This window comes from Neobacillus fumarioli NBRC 102428 (assembly GCF_001591485.1).
In the GTDB taxonomy this organism is placed as follows: domain Bacteria; phylum Bacillota; class Bacilli; order Bacillales; family Cytobacillaceae; genus Neobacillus; species Neobacillus fumarioli.
Genome location: NZ_BCUZ01000013.1, coordinates 23,293 through 44,890, shown reverse-complemented (window position 1 = coordinate 44,890; position 21,598 = coordinate 23,293). Strand labels below are relative to the sequence as shown.

20 protein-coding genes and 1 riboswitch are annotated in these 21,598 nt (G+C 42.9%); of the genes, 18 read left to right on the top strand and 2 right to left on the bottom strand.

Features of this window, described 5'->3' with window-relative positions:
- Nucleotides 1–181 precede the first annotated feature (181 nt).
- The 13 genes from BFU02S_RS04415 (at nt 182) to purD (ending at nt 13,445) form a co-directional block, all read left to right on the top strand.
- Nucleotides 182–379, top strand: a complete 198-nt coding sequence (locus BFU02S_RS04415) for an NETI motif-containing protein (protein WP_066367129.1) — start codon at nt 182–184, stop codon at nt 377–379.
- A gap of 85 nt (nt 380–464) precedes the next feature.
- Nucleotides 465–566, top strand: a riboswitch (purine riboswitch).
- 155 nt (nt 567–721) lie between these two features.
- On the top strand, nt 722–1,210 hold the full coding sequence (gene purE, locus BFU02S_RS04410; RefSeq protein WP_066367127.1) for a 5-(carboxyamino)imidazole ribonucleotide mutase: 489 nt from the start codon (nt 722–724) through the stop codon (nt 1,208–1,210).
- Nucleotides 1,203–2,351 (top strand): 5-(carboxyamino)imidazole ribonucleotide synthase, encoded by a 1,149-nt coding sequence (purK, locus tag BFU02S_RS04405; protein ID WP_066367125.1) that lies wholly within the window; start codon nt 1,203–1,205, stop codon nt 2,349–2,351. Before purE ends, purK begins: the two co-directional genes overlap by 8 nt.
- A 3-nt stretch (nt 2,352–2,354) precedes the next feature.
- Nucleotides 2,355–3,653, top strand: a complete 1,299-nt coding sequence (purB, locus tag BFU02S_RS04400) for an adenylosuccinate lyase (protein WP_066367122.1) — start codon at nt 2,355–2,357, stop codon at nt 3,651–3,653.
- A gap of 127 nt (nt 3,654–3,780) precedes the next feature.
- Nucleotides 3,781–4,494 carry a phosphoribosylaminoimidazolesuccinocarboxamide synthase gene (gene purC, locus BFU02S_RS04395; RefSeq protein ID WP_066367119.1) on the top strand — a complete coding sequence of 238 codons (714 nt, stop codon included), beginning with the start codon at nt 3,781–3,783 and terminating at the stop codon, nt 4,492–4,494.
- The gene (purS, locus tag BFU02S_RS04390) at nt 4,487–4,741 is read left to right on the top strand and encodes a phosphoribosylformylglycinamidine synthase subunit PurS (RefSeq protein WP_066367116.1); all 255 of its coding nucleotides are present in this window, start codon (nt 4,487–4,489) and stop codon (nt 4,739–4,741) included. Before purC ends, purS begins: the two co-directional genes overlap by 8 nt.
- A complete protein-coding gene (gene purQ / locus BFU02S_RS04385) occupies nt 4,738–5,421 on the top strand; it encodes a phosphoribosylformylglycinamidine synthase subunit PurQ (RefSeq protein WP_066367110.1) in 684 nt (227 codons plus the stop codon). Before purS ends, purQ begins: the two co-directional genes overlap by 4 nt.
- A complete protein-coding gene (purL, locus tag BFU02S_RS04380) occupies nt 5,405–7,630 on the top strand; it encodes a phosphoribosylformylglycinamidine synthase subunit PurL (protein WP_066367108.1) in 2,226 nt (741 codons plus the stop codon). Before purQ ends, purL begins: the two co-directional genes overlap by 17 nt.
- Entirely contained in the window at nt 7,606–9,012 is a 1,407-nt protein-coding gene (gene purF / locus BFU02S_RS04375) for an amidophosphoribosyltransferase (RefSeq protein WP_066367106.1), read from the top strand. The genes purL and purF overlap by 25 nt, the downstream gene beginning before the upstream one ends.
- Before the next feature lie 5 nt (nt 9,013–9,017).
- Nucleotides 9,018–10,052 carry a phosphoribosylformylglycinamidine cyclo-ligase gene (gene purM, locus BFU02S_RS04370; protein ID WP_066367134.1) on the top strand — a complete coding sequence of 345 codons (1,035 nt, stop codon included), beginning with the start codon at nt 9,018–9,020 and terminating at the stop codon, nt 10,050–10,052.
- The gene (gene purN, locus BFU02S_RS04365; RefSeq protein ID WP_066367105.1) at nt 10,049–10,651 is read left to right on the top strand and encodes a phosphoribosylglycinamide formyltransferase; all 603 of its coding nucleotides are present in this window, start codon (nt 10,049–10,051) and stop codon (nt 10,649–10,651) included. Before purM ends, purN begins: the two co-directional genes overlap by 4 nt.
- Complete coding sequence (gene purH, locus BFU02S_RS04360; RefSeq protein ID WP_066367100.1) at nt 10,626–12,167, top strand: bifunctional phosphoribosylaminoimidazolecarboxamide formyltransferase/IMP cyclohydrolase; 1,542 nt, start codon at nt 10,626–10,628, stop codon at nt 12,165–12,167. The genes purN and purH overlap by 26 nt, the downstream gene beginning before the upstream one ends.
- 15 nt (nt 12,168–12,182) lie before the next feature.
- Nucleotides 12,183–13,445: a phosphoribosylamine--glycine ligase gene (purD, locus tag BFU02S_RS04355; RefSeq protein WP_066367099.1), complete on the top strand. Its 1,263-nt coding sequence runs from the start codon at nt 12,183–12,185 to the stop codon at nt 13,443–13,445.
- On the opposite strand, the gene BFU02S_RS17620 is transcribed toward purD, so the two are convergent.
- Complete coding sequence (locus BFU02S_RS17620) at nt 13,426–13,542, bottom strand: EYxxD motif small membrane protein (RefSeq protein WP_369690640.1); 117 nt, start codon at nt 13,540–13,542, stop codon at nt 13,426–13,428. The two genes, purD and BFU02S_RS17620, sit on opposite strands and share 20 nt — an antisense overlap.
- A gap of 149 nt (nt 13,543–13,691) precedes the next feature.
- Complete coding sequence (locus BFU02S_RS04350) at nt 13,692–13,961, bottom strand: YgaP family membrane protein (RefSeq protein WP_066367096.1); 270 nt, start codon at nt 13,959–13,961, stop codon at nt 13,692–13,694.
- Between the two features lie 165 nt (nt 13,962–14,126).
- Here BFU02S_RS04350 and BFU02S_RS04345 point away from each other — a divergent pair, with 165 nt between their 5' ends.
- The 5 genes from BFU02S_RS04345 to ligA all read left to right on the top strand — a co-directional run bounded on the left by BFU02S_RS04345 (nt 14,127) and on the right by ligA (nt 21,595).
- On the top strand, nt 14,127–15,872 hold the full coding sequence (locus BFU02S_RS04345) for an adenine deaminase C-terminal domain-containing protein (RefSeq protein ID WP_066367095.1): 1,746 nt from the start codon (nt 14,127–14,129) through the stop codon (nt 15,870–15,872).
- A 62-nt stretch (nt 15,873–15,934) separates the two neighbouring features.
- Nucleotides 15,935–16,249, top strand: a complete 315-nt coding sequence (locus tag BFU02S_RS04340; protein ID WP_066367094.1) for a YerC/YecD family TrpR-related protein — start codon at nt 15,935–15,937, stop codon at nt 16,247–16,249.
- Nucleotides 16,250–16,509: 260 nt separating this feature from the next.
- Nucleotides 16,510–17,193: a heptaprenylglyceryl phosphate synthase gene (gene pcrB / locus BFU02S_RS04335; protein WP_066367093.1), complete on the top strand. Its 684-nt coding sequence runs from the start codon at nt 16,510–16,512 to the stop codon at nt 17,191–17,193.
- Nucleotides 17,194–17,265: 72 nt separating this feature from the next.
- Complete coding sequence (gene pcrA, locus BFU02S_RS04330) at nt 17,266–19,506, top strand: DNA helicase PcrA (protein WP_066367090.1); 2,241 nt, start codon at nt 17,266–17,268, stop codon at nt 19,504–19,506.
- A gap of 82 nt (nt 19,507–19,588) precedes the next feature.
- Complete coding sequence (gene ligA, locus BFU02S_RS04325; protein ID WP_066367088.1) at nt 19,589–21,595, top strand: NAD-dependent DNA ligase LigA; 2,007 nt, start codon at nt 19,589–19,591, stop codon at nt 21,593–21,595.
- Nucleotides 21,596–21,598 lie beyond the last annotated feature (3 nt).

The window sequence follows — 21,598 nt, the reverse complement described above, 5'->3', positions numbered from 1 at the left end:
CAATAAAAAAGGACAATCTGTAAAGATTGTCCTTTTTTATTGTTTTCCTCAATTTTGAAAAACAAATATAACATTTTGCCCCTTTTGTTCCATATCTTAACGTATTTAAGGGGGATAATTATTGAAAATTAAGAAATAAGAAATAGGTATAGAGGAAATTAGGAAAAGGAGTTATTATAGAATGAATAAAAAGAAAATGCTATTTGAAGTTCAGGAAAATGAAACAATTGAACAGTGCCTGAATCGGATGAAGCAGCAGGGATATACACCTGTTCGGAGATTGGAAAAGCCAATTTTTCAAGAGATCAAAAGGGATAGTGAAACGATTTACGAACCAATTGGTCGTCAAATCATCTTTGAAGGCAAGATTTTAGAGTAAAACACGAACATTTTTTTTGTTAATTCGATAAATGTTCGATATATTGGTTGACAGTCAGTGATATTAGTTGTTATGATTGAGTTGTTAATTGAAATGTTTGCACCCTCGTATATCCATGGGAATATGGCCCATAAGTTTCTACCCAATAACCGTAAATTATTGGACTATGAGGGAAAGTCAATATGTTCGGCAACTACTAGGGGATGTTCCCCCTATTTTGTGATGATCATTTTAATGCCCGGACAAATGGCTTTCTCTTAAAGAGAGGCCATTTGTTTCGGGCTTTTTTATTGAGATTGAATGTACTCTATATATAAAAGTTACAAGATTAGGGGGATGAGGATGAAGAATTTAGTTGGTGTTATTATGGGAAGTAAATCAGACTGGGAAACGATGAAGCATGCTTGCGAGATTTTGGATCAGCTTGAAATATCCTATGAGAAAAAGGTCGTTTCCGCCCACCGTACCCCTGATTTGATGTTTACTTATGCAGAAAAAGCAAAAGAAAGAGGAATAAAAGTGATTATTGCTGGAGCCGGCGGGGCAGCGCATCTTCCGGGTATGGTGGCTGCTAAAACTACTTTGCCGGTCATTGGGGTTCCAGTACAATCACATGCTTTAAATGGCTTAGACTCTTTGTTATCTATAGTGCAAATGCCAGGTGGTGTGCCGGTTGCAACCGTAGCAATCGGTAAAGCAGGCGCCTTGAACGCGGGCTTGCTGGCAGCGCAAATTTTAGCAGTAGAGGATGCAGAACTGGCGGGGAAATTAACAGCAAGGCGAGAAGCAATTAAAGATGAAGTGCTAGAAAGTAGTGATCACCTTGAATAACAAAACGATTTTACCCGGGGCGACGGTCGGAATCATCGGCGGAGGTCAGCTTGGAAGGATGATGGCATTGGCTGCGAAAGCGCAAGGCTTTCGAATTGCTGTTTTAGAGCCAACCGAAGATTCACCATGCGGCCAGGTGGCTGATATAGAAGTCATCGGTGCCTATAATGACCGCGATGCCATTAGTAAGCTGGCAGAAGTAAGTGATGTTATAACATATGAGTTTGAAAATATAGATGCCGATACGTTAGGATGGCTTGTAGAACGGGCATATGTGCCGCAAGGGAAAGACTTGTTAACCATTACGCAGGACCGGATTAAAGAGAAAGCTGCGATTCAAGGAGCGGGTGTAGAAGTTGCACCATACGCCGTTATTGAAAGTATGGAAGACTTATTGGTTAGCATTCATGAGATTGGTTATCCCGCTGTTTTAAAAACCGCGCGCGGGGGTTATGATGGAAAAGGCCAATTGGTCATAAAAAGTGAGCAGGATCTGGCCAATGGAAGGGAACTTTTAGCAGTTGGAGAATGTGTATTGGAAAAGTGGATTCCGTTTGAAAAGGAAATATCAGTTATTGTTTCGCGGAGTGTCAAAGGAGAAACCTCTATTTTTCCAGTAGCGGAAAATGTTCATAAAGAAAATATTTTACACAAAACGATCGTTCCGGCAAGAATTTCAAAAGATATTCAGGCTGATGCTATCGAAAAGGCAAGAAAAATTGCGGATGCTTTAGGTGTCATCGGAACGCTCGCTGTTGAAATGTTTGTAACCGAAAATGGTACGATTTATATTAACGAATTGGCGCCCAGACCGCATAATTCAGGACATTTTTCAATTGATGCCTGCGTGACGTCGCAATTTGAACAGCATATCCGTGCGATCTGCGGCTGGCCATTAGGAAGTACGGAACTGTTAAAACCTGTCGTAATGGTCAACCTATTAGGAGAGCATCTGGAAAGGCTGTATACAGAAATACCATCTGTGGAAAATTGGAAAATTCATTTGTATGGAAAAAAAGAGCCCAAGGTGAAGCGAAAAATGGGGCATGTGACATTAATGCGTGATACAGTAGAAGATGCTCTTCATGAAATTCAAGGAAGCAGCATTTGGAGCATAGCAAAGGAAAAGATCGGAGGATAAAAGATGATTGATCGTTACACAAGACCCGAAATGGGAGCTATTTGGACGGAAGAGAACCGTTTCAAGGCATGGCTTGAGGTGGAAATTCTAGCATGTGAAGCATGGTCCGAATTAGGAGAAATCCCGAAAGAGGATGTACAAAAGCTTCGCGAAAATGCCTCATTCGATATCAACAGAATTAAAGAAATTGAGGAAGAAACACGGCATGATGTCGTGGCGTTTACCCGGGCGGTATCCGAAACATTGGGCGAAGAACGGAAATGGGTGCATTACGGACTAACCTCGACTGACGTTGTCGACACAGCCCTTTCCTACTTATTGAAACAGGCCAATGCGATTTTATTAAAAGACATTGAAAACTTTATTGAAATATTAAAAAATAAGGCCATTGAACATAAGTTTACAGTGATGATGGGACGGACACATGGTGTGCATGCCGAGCCAACTACATTTGGACTGAAAATGGCCCTTTGGTATGAAGAAATGAAACGCAACTTGGAGCGTTTTAAGCAGGCAGCAAAGGGTGTGGAAGTTGGAAAAATATCTGGTGCTGTCGGCACTTACGCTAATATCGACCCGTTTGTGGAACAGTATGTTTGTGAAAAATTGGGACTCGCCAGCGCACCGATTTCAACGCAAACACTGCAACGCGACCGCCATGCTCACTATATGGCCACGCTTGCGCTAATTGCAACATCTATTGAAAAATTTGCTGTAGAAGTTCGTGGATTGCAAAAAAGCGAAACACGTGAAGTTGAAGAATTTTTCGCGAAAGGGCAAAAAGGGTCATCGGCAATGCCGCATAAACGAAACCCAATCAGTTCAGAGAATATGACGGGGATGGCCCGTGTGATTCGCGGTTACATGTTAACCGCTTATGAAAATGTGCCGCTTTGGCATGAACGCGATATCTCTCATTCTTCTGCTGAACGGGTGATCTTGCCAGATGCGACGATTGCATTAAATTATATGTTGAACCGTTTTGGCAATATTATTAAGAACTTGACCGTTTTTCCGGAAAATATGAAGCGTAACATGGACCGGACTCTCGGCTTAATTTATTCACAGCGCGTGCTTTTAGCATTGATAGACAAAGGATTATCCCGTGAAGAAGCATATGACACTGTACAGCCAAAAGCAATGGAGGCATGGGAAAAACAAGTACCATTCCGCGGACTGATAGAGGCCGATGCCAAAATTACATCTTTACTATCACCAGCCGAAATTGCTGATTGCTTTGATTACAACTACCATTTAAAGCATGTAGACACTATTTTTGAGCGATTAGGGCTGAATGAATAACCTTGCCGGTCTTACTCGACCAAGATGTATAATGCCGAAAAACAAAATATGGGGGCAAACTGCCATGCAAAATGCCCCCTCATTATAATGAAGATTCCCAACATTCCGAATAAGGAGCGATTCACAAATGAAAGAACTGCTGTATGAAGGAAAAGCGAAGCGTATTTATACAACAGAAGAAGAACAAGTTGTTTTGGTGGAGTATAAAGATTCCGCTACTGCCTTTAACGGAGAAAAAAAGGCAGAAATCACTGGTAAGGGTCGTTTAAACAATGAGATTACGAGTTTGCTATTTTTAAAGTTAAAGGAAAAAGGCATTGATTCTCATTTTATTAAACGGATTTCCGAAACCGAACAGCTTGTGAAAAAAGTGTCCATCATCCCGCTTGAAGTGGTTGTACGTAATGTAGCGGCAGGAAGCTTTTCAAAAAGATTGGGAATCGAAGAAGGCCGTCCGCTGTCAGCACCGATCGTTGAATTTTATCTGAAAGATGACTCTCTTGGTGACCCGCTGGTTACTGTTGACCATATTCGGGAATTAAAAGTGGCAACAGCTGAAGAGATTGAAATTCTGAGGGAAAAAGCATTGAAGGTGGATGCGGTTTTATCGAGCTTTTTTGCAGAACTTGGCATCAGATTAATCGATTTTAAACTCGAGTTCGGCAAAGATGCACAGGGACAAATTTTACTAGCAGACGAAATCTCTCCCGATACTTGCCGCCTATGGGATCAGCAAACGAATGAAAAGCTGGATAAAGATGTATTCCGCCGTGATTTAGGTAGTTTAACAGAAGCATATGAAACGATCTTAAAAAGACTTGGAGGGCCACAACATGTATAAAGTGAAGGTATTTGTTACATTAAGAGAAAGTGTTTTAGATCCGCAGGGAAAAGCCGTTACCCATTCTTTAAATTCATTGAATTATCATGAAGTGACCGATGTCCGAATCGGCAAATATATGGAATTAACAATCGAAAAATCTGAACGCAATATTGATGAAGTGGTGAATGAAATTTGTACGAAGCTTTTGGCAAACCCGGTTATTGAAGATTACCGTTACGAGGTAGAGGAGGTTGTCGCTCAGTGAAGTTTGCAGTGATCGTCTTTCCGGGATCCAATTGTGATGTCGATATGTACCATGCCATTAAAGATGAGCTTGGCGAAGAAGTTGAATATGTATGGCATGATGCCGAAAGCCTAGACGAATATGACGGAATCCTTCTCCCTGGCGGATTTTCCTATGGTGATTACCTCCGGTCAGGAGCCATTGCCCGTTTTAGCAGGGTGATGCAGGAAGTAGTCAAAGCAGCTGAAGCAGGCAAACCGGTCCTAGGGGTATGCAACGGATTTCAAATTTTGCTGGAAGCAGGCTTGCTTCCTGGCGCAATGAGACGAAACGAAAGTCTTTCCTTTATTTGTAAACCGGTTGACTTAGTCGTCCAAAACAATCAAACCATGTTTACTGGCGAGTACCAGCCAAATCAAACCATTTCTATTCCTGTTGCCCATGGGGAAGGCAATTACTACTGTGACGAGGAAACTTTGGCTGCACTAAAGGCCAATCATCAAATTGTGTTCACATACCGAAACAATCCGAACGGAAGTCTCGCTGATATTGCCGGCATTGTGAATGAAAAAGGAAATGTTCTTGGGATGATGCCTCACCCTGAGCGAGCAGTTGATGTTCTTTTAGGCAGTGCTGATGGGCTGAAATTGTTTCAATCAATCGTAAAAACTTGGAGGGAAGCACATGTTGTCAACGCTTGAACCAAATGCGGAACAAATTAAGCAAGAAAAAATCTATCAGCAAATGGGTTTGTCCGATGAAGAGTTTGCGATGATCGAAAAAATTCTCGGCAGAACTCCGAATTATACAGAAACAGGACTATTTTCGGTCATGTGGTCCGAGCATTGCAGCTATAAAAACTCCAAGCCTGTTTTAAAAAAATTCCCAACAACCGGTGAAAAGGTCCTTCAAGGTCCTGGTGAAGGTGCAGGAATTGTTGATATCGGTGACGGCCAGGCAGTTGTGTTTAAAATTGAAAGTCATAACCACCCATCCGCTATTGAGCCATATCAAGGCGCAGCAACGGGTGTTGGCGGGATTATCCGCGATGTTTTTTCTATGGGAGCACGTCCGATTGCCCTATTAAATTCGCTTCGTTTCGGCGAACTGGATTCCGCAAGAGTCCGCTATTTGTTTAAAGAAGTGGTAGCAGGGATTGCCGGTTACGGTAACTGTATTGGCATTCCGACAGTTGGCGGTGAAGTTCAATTTGATCCATGTTATGAAGGAAATCCGCTTGTCAATGCGATGTGTGTCGGGCTAATCGATCATAAGGATATTAAAAAGGGACAGGCACATGGTCTTGGCAATACGGTCATGTATGTAGGGGCAAAGACGGGACGTGATGGAATCCACGGTGCGACATTTGCTTCGGAGGAGTTAACGGAGCAGTCTGATGAAAAACGGCCGGCCGTACAAGTGGGCGATCCATTTATGGAGAAGCTGTTGCTGGAAGCCTGTCTTGAACTGGTCCAATCTGATGCGCTTGTCGGAATTCAAGATATGGGTGCGGCGGGACTTGCTAGCTCTTCATCGGAAATGGCCAGCAAAGCTGGTATGGGGATTGAGCTGAATCTTGATTTGGTACCTCAACGGGAAACTGGCATGACCGCTTATGAAATGATGCTGTCCGAATCACAGGAACGGATGCTTATTGTTGTGAAAAAGGGCAGGGAACAAGAAATTAAAGATCTTTTTGCAAAATATGACTTGGAATGTGTGGCAATCGGCAAGGTTACGGATGATAAACAATTCCGTCTGCTACATAAAGGAGAAGTAGTGGCGGATATCCCAGTGGACGCCTTGGCTGAGGACGCTCCGGTTTACCATAAACCATCAAAAGAACCGGCTTATTTTGCTGAATTCCAAGCGATGGATAATGAAGTTCCACAGGTTGATAATCTAAAAAGTACATTGCTGCAACTTTTAAGCCAGCCAACCATTGCCAGCAAGGAATGGGTATATGAGCAATATGATTACATGGTGCGTACCAATACAGTTGTTTCTCCTGGTTCTGATGCCGCTGTAACCCGAATTAGAGGAACTCGTAAAGCATTAGCGATGACGACAGACTGTAACGCAAGATATGTCTATCTCGATCCTGAAACCGGTGGGAAAATTGCTGTTGCTGAAGCAGCTAGGAATATCATTTGCTCCGGCGCCGAGCCGTTGGCCATCACCGATAACCTTAATTTTGGAAACCCGGAAAAGCCGGAAGTATTTTGGCAGATTGAAAAAGCGGCAGATGGCATCAGCGAAGCGTGCCGTGTCCTAGGAACACCAGTCATTGGCGGAAACGTATCACTTTATAATGAAACAAGTGGAACAGCCATCTACCCGACTCCAGTAATCGGCATGGTAGGCCTTATCACTAACCTTGACCATATTACGACTCAGCATTTCAAGAACGCTGGCGACTTAATTTATCTAGTTGGGGAAACAAAGGGTGAATTTGGCGGCAGCGAACTACAAAAGCTGCTTTATGGCCGGATTTTCGGCAAAGCACCAGAAATTGATATGCAAGTTGAAAGAGAAAGACAGGCACAGGTTCTGGCAGCTATTCGCACTGGAATTGTTCAATCTGCGCATGACTTGTCAGAAGGCGGCCTGGCGGTTGCCTTGGCGGAATGTCTATTTGCCGGAAACGGGCTCGGTGCAACAGTGACGATTACTGGAAACCAGGCATCGGCCCTTTTCAGTGAAACGCAATCCCGCTTCTTGTTATCCATTAAAAAAGAACACCAAGCTAAGTTTGAAAGTTTAGTAGAAGCGCAATTGATCGGGGAAGTTAATCAATCTGGAATGTTAACAGTTGCAGCCGAGGGAGAAACAGTTCTTGAGAGCACAGTAGAAGAACTAAAAGCTGCCTGGAAAGGAGCGATCCCATGCTTGCTGAAATCAAGGGATTAAATGAAGAGTGCGGAATTTTTGGTGTGTGGGGTCATAAAGATGCAGCCCAGCTGACCTATTACGGGCTGCACAGTCTCCAGCACCGCGGCCAGGAAGGAACCGGAATTGTTGTTTCCGATGGGAAACAGTTAACCGGTGTAAAAGGTGAGGGGCTTGTTACGGAGATTTTCACGGCAGAAGCCATGAAGCAGTTAAACGGACATGCTGCCATCGGCCATGTACGCTATGCCACAGCAGGCGGGGGCGGTTATGAAAATGTTCAGCCCCTCCTGTTTCATTCGCAAAGCGGCAGTCTGGCACTCGCCCATAACGGCAATCTAGTCAATGCAAATTCTTTGAAGCATCAGCTTGAATCACAGGGAAGTATTTTTCAAACAAGCTCAGACACTGAAGTGCTTGCGCATTTGATTAGAAGAAGCGGATATAAAGAAATGAGAGACCAAGTGAAAAATGCCCTTTCGATGTTAAAAGGGGCGTATGCCTATCTAATTATGACCGAAACAGAGTTGATGGTGGCACTTGATCCGCATGGTTTAAGACCGCTGTCGCTCGGCTGTCTTGGCGAAGCCTATGTCATTGCCTCAGAAACATGCGCGTTTGATGTCATTGGTGCTGAATACACCCGGGACATCATGCCTGGGGAATTATTGATAATTAATGAAAAGGGACTAACCTCTGACCGATTCGCTCTTAGTACAACAAAATCGATGTGCATGATGGAGTATGTTTATTTTTCAAGGCCTGACAGCAATATTCATGGCATCAATGTCCATACAGCACGTAAAAATATGGGGAAACGTCTAGCATTTGAGGCGCCAATTGAAGCGGATGTTGTAACAGGCGTGCCAGATTCCAGCATTTCAGCGGCCATCGGTTATGCCGAAGCAGCGGGGATTCCTTATGAAATGGGTTTAATTAAAAATCGTTATGTTGGCAGAACGTTCATCCAGCCGTCACAGTCATTACGTGAACAGGGCGTTAAAATGAAACTTTCCGCTGTTCGCGGTGTTGTGGAAGGAAAGCGTGTAATTATGGTCGATGATTCGATCGTCCGCGGAACGACAAGTAGACGAATTGTTTCCTTGTTAAAAGAAGCCGGAGCAACAGAAGTTCATGTGGTCATTAGCTCACCGCCAATTACCAACCCGTGTTTCTATGGAATTGATACATCCACAAAGGAAGAATTAATTGCTTCGGATAAAAGCGTGGAGGAAATTCGGCAGTTGATCGGTGCGGATTCCTTAACATTCTTAAGTTTGGAGGGCATGGTAAAAGCACTTGGCCAAGATGGAGAGCCCAAATTCTGCCTCGGCTGTTTTACCGGTAATTACCCTACCGAAATTTATCCTGATACATTGCAATATTATTACCAGAGGGGGTAAGGATGATGGCAAATGCCTACAGAGAAGCCGGAGTTGATATTGAAGCAGGCTACGAAGCCGTAGCCAGAATGAAGCAGCATGTACAAAAAACAGCAAGGGCAGGCGTCATCGGAGGTCTCGGTGGCTTTGGCGGCATGTTTGACCTTTCTAGCTTAAACTACAAAGAGCCGGTCTTGGTGTCAGGCACCGATGGAGTCGGAACCAAATTGAAAATCGCTTTTATGATGGATCGTCATGATACGATTGGCATTGATGCGGTGGCTATGTGTGTGAATGATATTGTCGTTCAAGGAGCCGAGCCGCTTTACTTTTTGGATTATATTGCTCTTGGGAAAGCCTTACCGGAAAAAATCGAGGCCATTGTAAAAGGTGTCGCGGACGGATGTGAAGAGGCGGGCTGTGCTTTGATCGGTGGAGAAACAGCGGAAATGCCCGGGCTTTATCGGGAGAACGAGTACGACTTGGCTGGGTTTGCTGTCGGTGCCTGTGAGAAATCGAAGCTGATCACAGGTGAACGGGTAAAGCCGGGAGATGTGCTGATTGGTCTGGCGTCAAGCGGGATCCATAGCAATGGTTACTCACTTGTTCGGAAGGTCTTTAACAACTGGTCGTTAATCGAATATGTTTCAGAACTTGGCTGTACATTAGGCGAGGAATTATTGAAACCGACAAAGATTTATGTGAAGCCGATTTTATCCGCTTTGGAGAAATTCACGATTAAAGGGATGGCCCATATTACCGGCGGCGGTTTTATTGAGAATATTCCGCGGATGCTCCCCAGTGGATTTGGTACGGAACTGGATGAAAAAAGCTGGAACATCCCTTCTATATTCAAGCTAATTTCTGAAGTTGGACAAATTGACTATAATGAGATGTACAATATTTTTAACATGGGAATTGGCATGGTCATTGCTGTCAGCCCGGAAACTGCGGCACCGCTAATGGAGCACTTTCAGCAAGTGGGCGAAACAGCTTATCAAATTGGTGTTGTGACGGAAGAATCAGGCATTCGCATTCATGGCAGAGGTGGCCGCCAATGAAAAAGATCGCCGTATTTGCATCAGGAAGCGGAAGCAATTTTCAGGCGATCATTGATGCCGTAAGAAAAGGCGAACTAGAGGCGGCGATTTCGTTGCTTGTTTGCGATAAACCTGGCGCTTACTGTATTGAACGGGCAAGAACAGCGAACATTCCAACTTTTGTATTTAACCCTAAGAATTATCACAGTAAAGCTGATTATGAACAGGAAATATTGCGGCTGCTTGAGAATGAAAAGGTTGATTTTGTTATCCTTGCCGGTTATATGCGGCTGATTGGCCCAACTTTATTAAAGGAGTACCAAGGGCGCATTGTGAATATTCATCCTTCGCTTCTGCCGGAGTTCCCTGGAAAAGATGCAATCGGCCAGGCTTTGGCAGCAAAAGCAAAATGGAGCGGAGTCACAATCCACTATGTGGATGAAGGGATGGATACAGGTCCGATTATTGCTCAAGAGCGGATAAGACTAGAAGAAAATGAAACAAGAGAGAGTTTGCAACAGAAAATTCATGCGATTGAACACAAACTATATCCAGCAATTCTGCAAGTGCTGTTGACGAAAGGAGAGGTTATAAGTGGCAAGAAAGCGTGCACTTATTAGTGTTTCAGACAAGAATGGAGTTGGTGAATTCGCAAAAGAGTTAGCCAGCCTTGGCTTTGAAATTATTTCAACCGGTGGAACGAAAAAAATGCTTCAGGAGCTGGGACTGCCTGTCTTAAGTGTCAGTGATGTTACCGGGTTCCCGGAAATTTTAGAAGGACGTGTTAAAACGTTAAACCCGTTTATCCATGGCGGCCTGCTGGCGAAACACGATGACGAATCTCATCAAAAGCAATTGCAAGAGCATAGCATTGAGCCGATCCAGCTTGTAGTAGTCAACCTCTATCCTTTCCAGCAGACGATTGAAAAACCGGACGTGACGGTAGCTGACGCGATCGAGAACATTGATATCGGTGGACCGACGATGCTTCGCGCCTCAGCAAAAAATCACCAATATGTAACGGTTGTAGTGGATCCAACTGATTATGAGACAGTGTTAAATGAGTTAAAGACAAGCGGTGAAACAACCCTTGAAACGAGGGCAAAGCTGGCTGCTAAAGTATTCCGCCACACGGCAGCATATGATGCCTTAATCGCTGAATACATGACAAATCTTGCAGGGGAAGAAACACCAGAAAAATTAACGGTTACCTATGAATTGAAGCAGACACTACGCTACGGGGAAAATCCGCATCAAAAGGGAGCGTTCTATAAAAAACCGCTTGGTTCCGAATTTTCCATTGCCTATGCAAAACAACTTCATGGCAAGGAACTATCTTACAATAATATCAATGATGCCGATGCCGCATTGCAGATTGTGAAAGAGTTCAAGGAGCCTGCTGCTGTTGCAGTGAAGCATATGAACCCATGCGGTGTTGGTACTGGCAAAACAGTTTTTGAGGCATTTGAAAAAGCATTCGCTGCAGATCCAGTTTCAATTTTTGGCGGAATTATTGCCTTTAACCGTGAAGTTGATGCGAAAACGGCTACCAAACTTCACGAGATCTTTCTAGAAATTATTATTGCTCCCTCTTTCTCGGAAGAAGCTGTTGCTATTTTAACGGAAAAGAAAAAGAATCTGCGCTTATTAACCATTTCCTTTGAAAAAGAAAACAAGGCAGAACTCAAAATGACAACGGTCGAGGGTGGCTTGCTCGTACAAGAGCAAGATGATTATTCACTTGATGATGCTAACATTACCATTCCAACCAAAAGACAGCCGACTCCTGAAGAGTGGGAAGCATTAAAACTCGGCTGGAAGGTTGTTAAACATGTGAAGTCCAATGCTATTGTTGTTTCAAATAAAGACATGACCCTTGGGATTGGTGCCGGTCAGATGAACCGTGTAGGATCCGCAGAAATTGCGCTTAAGCAAGCAGGCAGTAAGGCTGAAGGTGCTGCACTTGCTTCAGATGCCTTTTTCCCAATGGATGATACCGTTGAGGCAGCGGCAAAATCCGGTATTACCGCTATTATACAGCCGGGTGGTTCAGTTCGTGACGCGGATTCGATTAAAAAAGCGGATGAATATGGCATCGCCATGGTGTTTACCGGGGTAAGGCATTTTAAACACTAAAACGGGGTGAAAATAGTGAAGGTGCTAATTATTGGGCGCGGCGGCAGAGAGCATGCACTAGTGTGTAAAGTGAGCGAAAGCCCGCTCGTAGAAAAAGTATTCGCGGCTCCAGGCAACGTCGGAATGGAGAATGTGGCAGAACCTGTCCCCATCGACGAATCAGAACACGAGAAACTGATTGAATTTGCTTTAAATGAAGGGATTGGCTTAACGATTATTGGGCCGGAAGTGCCGCTCTTAGAGGGTCTGGCTGACAAGTTTCTAGCGGCCGGTTTAAAGGTGTTTGGTCCAAGTAAAAAAGCTGCAGAAATTGAAGGCAGTAAGTCATTCGCGAAAGAATTAATGAAGAAATACAACATCCCGACTGCTGATTATGCGGTGTTTACCTCATTTGAAGAGGCACGTGACTATGTGGTTGAGAAGGGTGCTCCTATTGTTATTAAAGCAGATGGACTGGCCGCTGGAAAAGGCGTGTCTGTCGCCATGACAGTGGAAGAAGCCTTGGAAAGTCTTGAAGACATGCTTGTAGATCAGAAATTTGGTGCCGCCTCTTCCCAGGTCGTTATTGAGGAATTTTTAAGCGGCGAAGAATTTTCGTTAATGGCATTCGTTAACGGAGAAGTTGTGGTGCCGCTTGAGATTGCTCAGGACCATAAGCGAGCATTTGATGGGGATAAGGGGCCAAATACCGGAGGCATGGGTGCTTATTCACCTGTCCCGCATATTGGTACGGATACAGTTCAAACCGCTGTCGATACGATTTTGATTCCGGCAGCAAAAGCAATGGTGGAAGAAGGGCGAAGCTTCTGCGGGATTCTTTATGCAGGACTAATGAAAACAGCTGATGGTCCAAAGGTGATTGAGTTTAATGCCCGCTTCGGAGATCCGGAAACCCAAGTGATATTGCCAAGACTATCATCTGATTTAGTTAAAGTCATATTGGAGCTTTTAGAAGGGGGTACGCCAAAGCTTGAATGGGATCCGCAAGCCATGCTTGGGGTAGTAGTCGCTGCCAATGGCTATCCTGAGAACTATGAAAAGGGTGCCGTTCTCGAGGGCTTAGAAAATATTAACGCTTATATTTTCCATGCTGGAACAGTTAAAAATACCGCCGGCTTTATTTTAACAGCCGGCGGCAGGGTTCTCCTTGTCGGTGCAAAAGCCGATCATTTACAAGAGGCTCAGGCAAAAGTCTATACAGAATTGGAAAAATTGTCATGCAAGGACATTTTTTACAGAAAAGATATCGGTGCAAAGGCTATCGGGCACGTCTTCTAGTGCGACTGGCAAGCGCATAGTAAGTAGCTACAATCCCGCCAATCACTAAAGCAATGACAAATGACGTGTCAGTAACGTATTCTAAATACTGATACATGAGCCATCAACTTCCTTTCAGTGAGGCTGTCCGCAAATGCGGGCAGCCGTCATTTTTTTGAAATAACATTATACGAGAGTGTTCATGCAAGTGTAATCCGTAATTTCAAGTGTGATATGGGAATAATCACACTTCTAAAAGTTTTATCACTATGTCGGATTGATTGGCGTTTCTTCGGTATTTTCATTTGTTAGCTTTTCTTGTTTCGTCATATATTGGCATTTTTCATATAAAGCGGTCAAAGGGCAGTAGCGGACAATTCCTTCGGCCACCTTCATAGCAGCACAGATGGCAATTAAGAAATAAGAATCCCTCCAAGGGTGCTTAACCAATTTAGCAGTGCACCAAGAAAGAATTGCAAATCCGATAGTAATGCGTATGAGCGCGTTTATAATCCCGATGTTTGGTTTACCATACATCTTGTTCACCTCTTCACGAAATTTTTACAGTATTTTTCAATTCTTTACTGTTTTAAATAGAAAAGTATGATAGTATAGTATCAAGTGAATTTTTTGTAAGGGTTTTCTTTATGGAAAAATTATGTTTTTTCAAAATAGATACGTTAATTTAGGGAGGGATATCGTATGCTTGAGCAACGCTACCGCTGGAAAAACAAACATATACGCATGCATGTATCCGTTTTGGATGGAGTTCAATCCCCCACGATTCTTTTGAAAAACGCCTTATATTTAAATCAAACATTTCGAAAGTGGATGAGAGCAAATATTTGGATTTATCAAGACCGGATTGTTTATGTTGGAGATAAACTTCCAATAAACACGGAAAACTGTGAAATCATTGACTGCACCGATCAAATTTTGGTTCCTGGATATATCGAACCGCATGCTCATCCATTTCAATTATATAATCCCCAATCACTGGCGTCTTATGTATCACAGTTTGGAACAACGATGCTGATCAATGATAACATGGTATTGGCTTTACATTTAAAAAGGGAGAAAGCGTTTTCATTGGTAAGGGATCTTAGCTCACTACCGACAACAATGTTTTGGTGGTGCCGCTTTGATTCGCAGACGGAAATATTGGATGAAGTTGAAATTTTTTCGCATAGTAATATTAAATCATGGCTGGAGTTTGATGCCGTTCTTCAAGGTGGAGAATTGACCGGATGGCCGAAATTATTAAGCGGCGATGATTTAATGCTTCACTGGATTCAGGAAGCAAAAAGGATGCGCAAACAAATTGAAGGGCATTTCCCTGGTGCATCGGAAAAAACATTGGCCAAAATGATGCTGCTGGGCGCTGATTGTGATCATGAGGCAATGACAGGGGAAGAAGTATACGACCGGTTAATGCAGGGCTATACCGTATCATTGAGACATTCGTCCATTCGCCCTGATCTTCCGCAGCTTTTGGATGATATGAAACGATTGGGTATAGACGTATATGACCGTTTATTTTTTAATACGGACGGGGCGTCATCTTCCTTTTACGAACACGGCATCACAGACCAATTAATCCGCATTGCGATTGAAAAAGGGGTTCCGATTATTGATGCCTATAATATGGCCACCGTCAATATTGCAAGATACTACAACATCGCTCATTTACATGGTAATATTGCCACGGGAAGAGTAGCAAACATCAACTTTTTACCAAGCATTGAAAATCCTACACCTATCTCTGTTTTGGCCAAAGGGAAATGGGTAAAACGTGAAGGTAAGAGGGTAGAAGATGCTTATCCATCTATGAATTGGAATGAATATGGCTTAAAACCAATGGAACTTGATTGGAACTTATCAATGGATGATTTGCAATTTTCGATGCCATTTGGGATTAAAATGGAGAACTCCGTTATTACCAAACCTTATTCAATTTCCATCGATGTTTCCGGAGATGAACTTTCAACCGTTCATGATGAATGCTTTTTTACATTAATTGATCGTAAAGGAAAATGGCGGATTAATACATTATTAAAAGGATTTGCCACGAATTTGTCCGCATTGGCAAGTTCTTATTCAAATACGGGGGATATTATTTTAATTGGGAAAAATAAGCAGGATATCCTGCGCGCTTTTAATAGAATGAAAGAGTTAGGCGGCGGCATTGTCTTGATCGAGAATGGCGAAGTAGTGTTCGAACTGCCTCTTCCACTAAATGGAATTATGTCGGATCTTCCTGTTGAACAATTAATTGTTCATGAAAAAAAACTTTTCGATGAACTAAAGAAGCGTGGCTATTCCTTTTCGGATCCAATTTACAGCCTGTTATTCTTTTCCTCAACGCATTTGCCATATATTCGGATTACTCAGCAGGGGATATATGATGTAATGAATAAAGCAGTTCTCTTTCCTTCAATAATGCGTTAAAGTATAATATATTAATAAGTTAAAGTGTAAAAGTTTGGATTTTATTCAAGGAGGGAAAGAAGATGCAAATTGATAAATTACGCGGCAAAGAGCTTGATCAATTATTTAGAGCAATTCTTTCGTTAAGGGATATAGAAGAGTGCTATCGATTTTTCGATGATCTTTGCACGATAAATGAAATACAATCACTAGCACAAAGGCTTGACGTTGCCAAAATGCTCCGTGAAGGCAATACGTATCATAAAATTGAAACAGAAACCGGCGCTAGTACCGCTACGATTTCACGGGTAAAACGTTGTTTAAATTTCGGCAATGATAGCTATGAAATGGTGCTCGAACGGATTAAAGAAGAAAACAGTAAAGCGATCAAAGATTAATCCAACCGAAAGAACAAGTCTTTCGGTTATTTTTTTGTTTATGAGATTGGAAGGCCAAGAAAAATTAAAATGATTTCGGCAAACTTTTGGACAAAATGAAGGGATCTCAACAGACTTTAAGAAGAAATCGACAAATTTAGGCTGATAACAATAAACACACCCAAATATTTCAAAGTCTAGATTCATTGTTTTCTTTTTGAATCGAGAGGGCAGATGCTATAATGGTTAAATGGAAAGAACGAATGGGAGGACTCCTTTAGATGTATGATGTTCGTGAATGGCGTCATGTATTTAAACTTGACCCAAACAAAGAGATTTCTGATCAAAGATTAGAACAAATATGTGAATCTGGGACGGATGCTGTAATTGTCGGGGGAACCGACGGAGTAACCCTTGATGGTGTACTGGATTTAATGGCGAGAATCCGGAAGTATACAGTTCCGTGTATTCTTGAAGTTTCCAGTATTGAGACGATTACCCCTGGCTTTGATTTCTATTTCATCCCGACCGTGTTAAACAGCAATGACACCGCATGGATTACCGGACTCCATCATCAGGCGGTGAAGGAGTTTGGTGAAATCATGAATTGGGATGAAATGATGATGGAAGGTTATTGTATTCTGAATGAAGATTGTAAAGCGGCAAAGCTGACTTCTGCTCAAACACGCCTGACTAGAGAAGACGTGAAGGCCTATGCGATCATGGCAGAGAAAATGTTCCGGCTGCCGATTTTTTATTTGGAATATAGCGGTAAATACGGTGATGCGGCGTTGGTGGCGGATGTGAAAAAAGTGCTCAAGAAAACAACGCTGTTTTACGGTGGAGGCATCTCGACCTTTACACAGGCAGCAGAAATGGCCAAGCATACTGATGTCATTGTCGTCGGCAATGCTATTTATGAAGACTTTGTCCAAGCGTTAGAAACAGTTAAGGCAGTACGGTAGTATTTTCTAATCAATTCATAATCTAATATGATAAAAAACGGAGAACGAATGTTCGTGATTGTAGGTGGGAAAATGCAATATTTAACCGATAAGCTTTTAAACGGTTTGAATCCGGAACAGCAGAAGGCTGTCAAAGCAACTGACGGCCCACTTTTGATTATGGCCGGTGCCGGAAGCGGCAAAACGAGGGTGTTAACACATCGAATTGCCTATTTAATTGTAGAAAAACAGGTGAATCCCTATAACATTTTAGCGATTACCTTTACAAATAAAGCGGCCCGTGAAATGAGAGAGAGAATCGGCAAAATGATGGGAGGCACGGCAGAAGAAATTTGGATTTCCACGTTCCACTCCATGTGTGTTCGAATTTTACGCCGCGATATTGACCGGATCGGCTTTAACCGCAATTTTACGATTTTGGATACAACTGATCAACAGTCGGTGATTAAAGGGATTTTAAAAGATAAAAATATCGACCCGAAAAAGTTTGATCCGAGGGCTATTTTAGGCTCTATCAGTTCAGCGAAAAATGAATTGATGGATCCGGAAGAGTACAGTAAAATGTCGGGCGGATATTATGAGCAGATTGTTAGTGATGTGTATGAAGAATACCAGAAGAGGCTGCGGAAAAATCAGGCCCTCGACTTCGATGATTTGATTATGATGACCATTCAATTGTTTAAACGGGTTCCAGATGTATTGGAATATTATCAGCGCAAGTTTCAATACATTCATGTTGATGAGTATCAAGACACCAACAAAGCCCAATATATCTTAGTGAAATTATTGGCAAACCGCTTTAAAAATCTTTGTGTAGTTGGTGACTCGGACCAATCGATTTATCGTTGGCGCGGCGCTGATATTACCAATATTCTTTCTTTTGAAAAGGACTATCCAAATGCAACAGTGATCATGCTGGAGCAAAACTATCGTTCAACGAAAAGGATTCTTATGGCAGCCAATAAGGTGATTGAGAATAACTTAAACCGTAAGCTGAAGAATTTATGGACGGAAAATCCCGAAGGAAATAAGATTGTCTATTATCGTGCAGACAGCGAGCAAAGTGAAGCACAATTTGTTGCGGGGAAGATTAAAGAATTAACTCGAAACAATGAATATTCACTATCCGATATTGCAATTCTGTACCGGACAAATGCGCAATCCCGTGTGATGGAGGAAGTGCTGTTAAAATCCAATATTGGGTATTCTATTGTCGGTGGAACCAAGTTCTATGACCGGAAAGAAATTAAAGATATGCTAGCTTATTTACGTTTGATTTCCAACCCGGACGATGATATCAGTCTTCAGCGAATTATCAATGTACCGAAACGGGGAATTGGGTCTACTTCTTTTGATAAAATTGCGGATTTTGCCGCTATGCATGATTTATCGATTTTTCAAGCTTTGGATTCTATTGATTTGATTGGCCTAAGCCCAAAAATTACGAAAGCGGCAAAAGAATTTCGTGATCTAATTAAAAATTACACACAAATGCAGGAATATCTTTCGGTCACAGAATTAGTGGACGAGGTCCTGGAAAAGACCGGTTACCGTGAAATGCTAAAGGCGGAAAAATCTCTAGAAGCACAAAGCCGCTTGGAAAACCTTGAGGAATTCATGTCAGTGACGAAGAATTTTGAGGAAACAAATGAAGACAAAAGTCTGATTGCTTTTTTAACAGACTTGGCTCTTGTCGCTGATATTGATTCATTAGATGAAGACGGGGAAAAGGCTGATTCAGTTGTATTAATGACATTACACTCAGCCAAAGGATTAGAATTTCCAGTTGTCTTCTTGATCGGGATGGAGGAAGGCGTGTTTCCGCACAGCCGCAGTTTGATGGATGAGGTTGAAATGGAGGAAGAACGGCGGCTTGCTTATGTAGGGATTACAAGAGCAGAAAAAAGCCTATTCCTAACGAATGCTCAAATGAGAACGTTGTTTGGCCGCACGAATATGAACCCGCCATCACGTTTTATCAGCGAAATCCCGGATGAACTGGTGGAAGGTGTTGAGCCGGAAAGAAAGAGTGCGTTTGGGTCAAGGCCGTTTGGGGCTTCAGGTTCAGCACGTACGTCCTTTGGCGGTTCAAATCCGGCACGCAAACCGGTAACCCGCCCTGTTTCAGCAGCGTCGGGCGGGGAGGAAGTTGCCTGGAAGGTTGGCGATAAAGCTGAGCACGGCAAATGGGGAATCGGAACGGTGGTCAGCGTCAAAGGTCAAGGTGAAAGCACCGAGCTTGATATTGCCTTCCCAAGTCCAATTGGCATTAAACGCCTGCTGGCCAAATTTGCGCCAATTCAAAAAGCATGACAAATGTAAATAGCTTAACAATTGTCCTAAATAAGTGCTCTGCATTATAATAGATGAGATTTTTTATGAAAGGGCTGAATGTATGGACATGCAAACGGCTGAACAAAGAATTGATGAATTAAAACGTCTGTTAACGCAATATGGCTATGAATATTATGTGCTGGATAAACCTTCTGTTCCCGATGCTGAATATGACAGGTTAATGCAGGAGCTATTAGCGCTTGAGGAGCAATTCCCACATTTGAAAACAGCAGATTCTCCTTCTCAGCGCATCGGCGGAGCGGCTCTGGAACTGTTTGAAAAAGTAGAACACCGCACTCCGATGTTAAGCCTTGCGAACGCCTTTAATGAACAGGATTTAAGGGATTTTGACCGAAGGATCCGCAAGGCTGTCGGTGATGATTTTTCTTATGTTTGCGAATTGAAAATTGATGGTCTTGCTGTGTCCTTACGCTATGAAGACGGTTTATTTGTACAAGGGGCAACGCGCGGGGATGGCATTATCGGAGAAGATATTACCTCCAATCTAAAGACGATCAAATCCATTCCGCTCCGCTTATCTGAAGAAGTGTCGATTGAAGTACGCGGCGAGGCTTTTATGCCTAAGCTTTCCTTTGTGGCGTTGAATGAAAGAAGGAAAGAGCGGGGTGAAGAGCAGTTTGCCAACCCAAGGAATGCTGCTGCCGGTTCCTTAAGGCAGCTTGATCCGAAAATCGCTGCCTCAAGGAAGCTGGATGTGTTTTTATATGGAATCGGTAATCCTGAGGCGGTCGGTGTCGTTTCTCACAGCGAGGGACTAGATTATTTGGACCGGCTTGGTTTTAAAACGAATCATGAGCGTAGAAAATGCGCCACTATTGAAGAGGTAATGGAATTTATAAAGGAAAAGACAGAACAGCGCCACCAGCTTGCATATGACATTGACGGAATTGTGATTAAAGTCGATTCCCTTCACCAGCAGGCAATTCTTGGAACAACCGTAAAAAGTCCGCGGTGGGCGATTGCATATAAATTTCCTGCTGAAGAAGTGGTAACCACTCTGTTAAATATCGAATTAAGTGTCGGACGTACCGGGGTGATCACCCCAACAGCAGTTTTGGAACCTGTAAGAGTGGCTGGAACTACTGTTCAACGCGCTTCCTTGCATAATGAAGATCTCATTCGTGAAAAGGACATTAAAATTGGCGATAAAGTTGTCATCAAAAAAGCCGGTGACATTATTCCTGAAGTCGTAAATGTTTTAGTAGATCAGCGGACAGGCATGGAAGTGGATTTTTACATGCCAACCCATTGTCCGGAATGTGAAAGTGAGTTGGTCCGTCTAGAAGGTGAAGTGGCATTAAGATGCATCAATCCCAAATGCCCTGCGCAAATCCGTGAGGGGCTGATTCATTTCGTTTCAAGAGATGCAATGAATATTGAAGGACTTGGGGAAAAGGTCATCAGTCAACTGTTTGCAGAAAATCTGATTACTGATGTAGCTGATATTTACAAGCTGACTCGCGAGCAGCTTTTAGCCCTTGAACGAATGGGCGAGAAATCCGTTTCTAAGCTGTTAGCAGCTATCGAGGCTTCAAAGAGCAATTCATTGGAGAAGTTGTTATTTGGCCTTGGAATCCGCCATGTCGGAGCAAAGGCTGCTAAAACACTGGCTCAGGAATTTGGTACAATGGAAAAATTGGCAGCAGCCTCAAAAGAAGAATTAATCGCGATTAATGAAATTGGCAATAAAATGGCCGATTCGATTGTCAGCTTTTTTGAACAGGAAGAGGCTCGTGAGCTTATAGAAGAGCTAAGAAACGCCGGTGTAAATATGGAGTACAAAGGACCGAAGCCGATTTCTGCCTCGGAATCTGATTCGATCTTTGCCGGAAAAACTATTGTTCTAACAGGGAAATTGGAACATTTAACAAGAAATGAAGCCAAAGAGAAAATCGAAGCTCTCGGCGGTAATGTAGCCGGGAGTGTCAGCAAAAAGACCCACCTTGTAATCGCTGGCGAGGATGCCGGTTCGAAGCTCACGAAAGCACAAGAACTCGGAATTGAAGTGTGGGATGAGGAGAGGCTCCTTGAAGAATTAAAAAAGTAAGAG

What these genes read in the sequence shown, in the direction of transcription:
- BFU02S_RS04415 (WP_066367129.1), top strand. Translation starts at nt 182, where the DNA reads ATGAATAAAAAGAAAATGCTATTTGAAGTTCAGGAAAATGAAACAATT.
- purE (WP_066367127.1), top strand. Translation starts at nt 722, where the DNA reads ATGAAGAATTTAGTTGGTGTTATTATGGGAAGTAAATCAGACTGGGAA.
- purB (WP_066367122.1), top strand. Translation starts at nt 2,355, where the DNA reads ATGATTGATCGTTACACAAGACCCGAAATGGGAGCTATTTGGACGGAA.
- purC (WP_066367119.1), top strand. Translation starts at nt 3,781, where the DNA reads ATGAAAGAACTGCTGTATGAAGGAAAAGCGAAGCGTATTTATACAACA.
- purS (WP_066367116.1), top strand. Translation starts at nt 4,487, where the DNA reads ATGTATAAAGTGAAGGTATTTGTTACATTAAGAGAAAGTGTTTTAGAT.
- purL (WP_066367108.1), top strand. Translation starts at nt 5,405, where the DNA reads ATGTTGTCAACGCTTGAACCAAATGCGGAACAAATTAAGCAAGAAAAA.
- purF (WP_066367106.1), top strand. Translation starts at nt 7,606, where the DNA reads ATGCTTGCTGAAATCAAGGGATTAAATGAAGAGTGCGGAATTTTTGGT.
- purM (WP_066367134.1), top strand. Translation starts at nt 9,018, where the DNA reads ATGGCAAATGCCTACAGAGAAGCCGGAGTTGATATTGAAGCAGGCTAC.
- purN (WP_066367105.1), top strand. Translation starts at nt 10,049, where the DNA reads ATGAAAAAGATCGCCGTATTTGCATCAGGAAGCGGAAGCAATTTTCAG.
- BFU02S_RS17620 (WP_369690640.1), bottom strand. Translation starts at nt 13,542, where the DNA reads ATGTATCAGTATTTAGAATACGTTACTGACACGTCATTTGTCATTGCT.
- BFU02S_RS04350 (WP_066367096.1), bottom strand. Translation starts at nt 13,961, where the DNA reads ATGTATGGTAAACCAAACATCGGGATTATAAACGCGCTCATACGCATT.
- BFU02S_RS04345 (WP_066367095.1), top strand. Translation starts at nt 14,127, where the DNA reads ATGCTTGAGCAACGCTACCGCTGGAAAAACAAACATATACGCATGCAT.
- BFU02S_RS04340 (WP_066367094.1), top strand. Translation starts at nt 15,935, where the DNA reads ATGCAAATTGATAAATTACGCGGCAAAGAGCTTGATCAATTATTTAGA.
- pcrB (WP_066367093.1), top strand. Translation starts at nt 16,510, where the DNA reads ATGTATGATGTTCGTGAATGGCGTCATGTATTTAAACTTGACCCAAAC.
- pcrA (WP_066367090.1), top strand. Translation starts at nt 17,266, where the DNA reads ATGCAATATTTAACCGATAAGCTTTTAAACGGTTTGAATCCGGAACAG.
- ligA (WP_066367088.1), top strand. Translation starts at nt 19,589, where the DNA reads ATGGACATGCAAACGGCTGAACAAAGAATTGATGAATTAAAACGTCTG.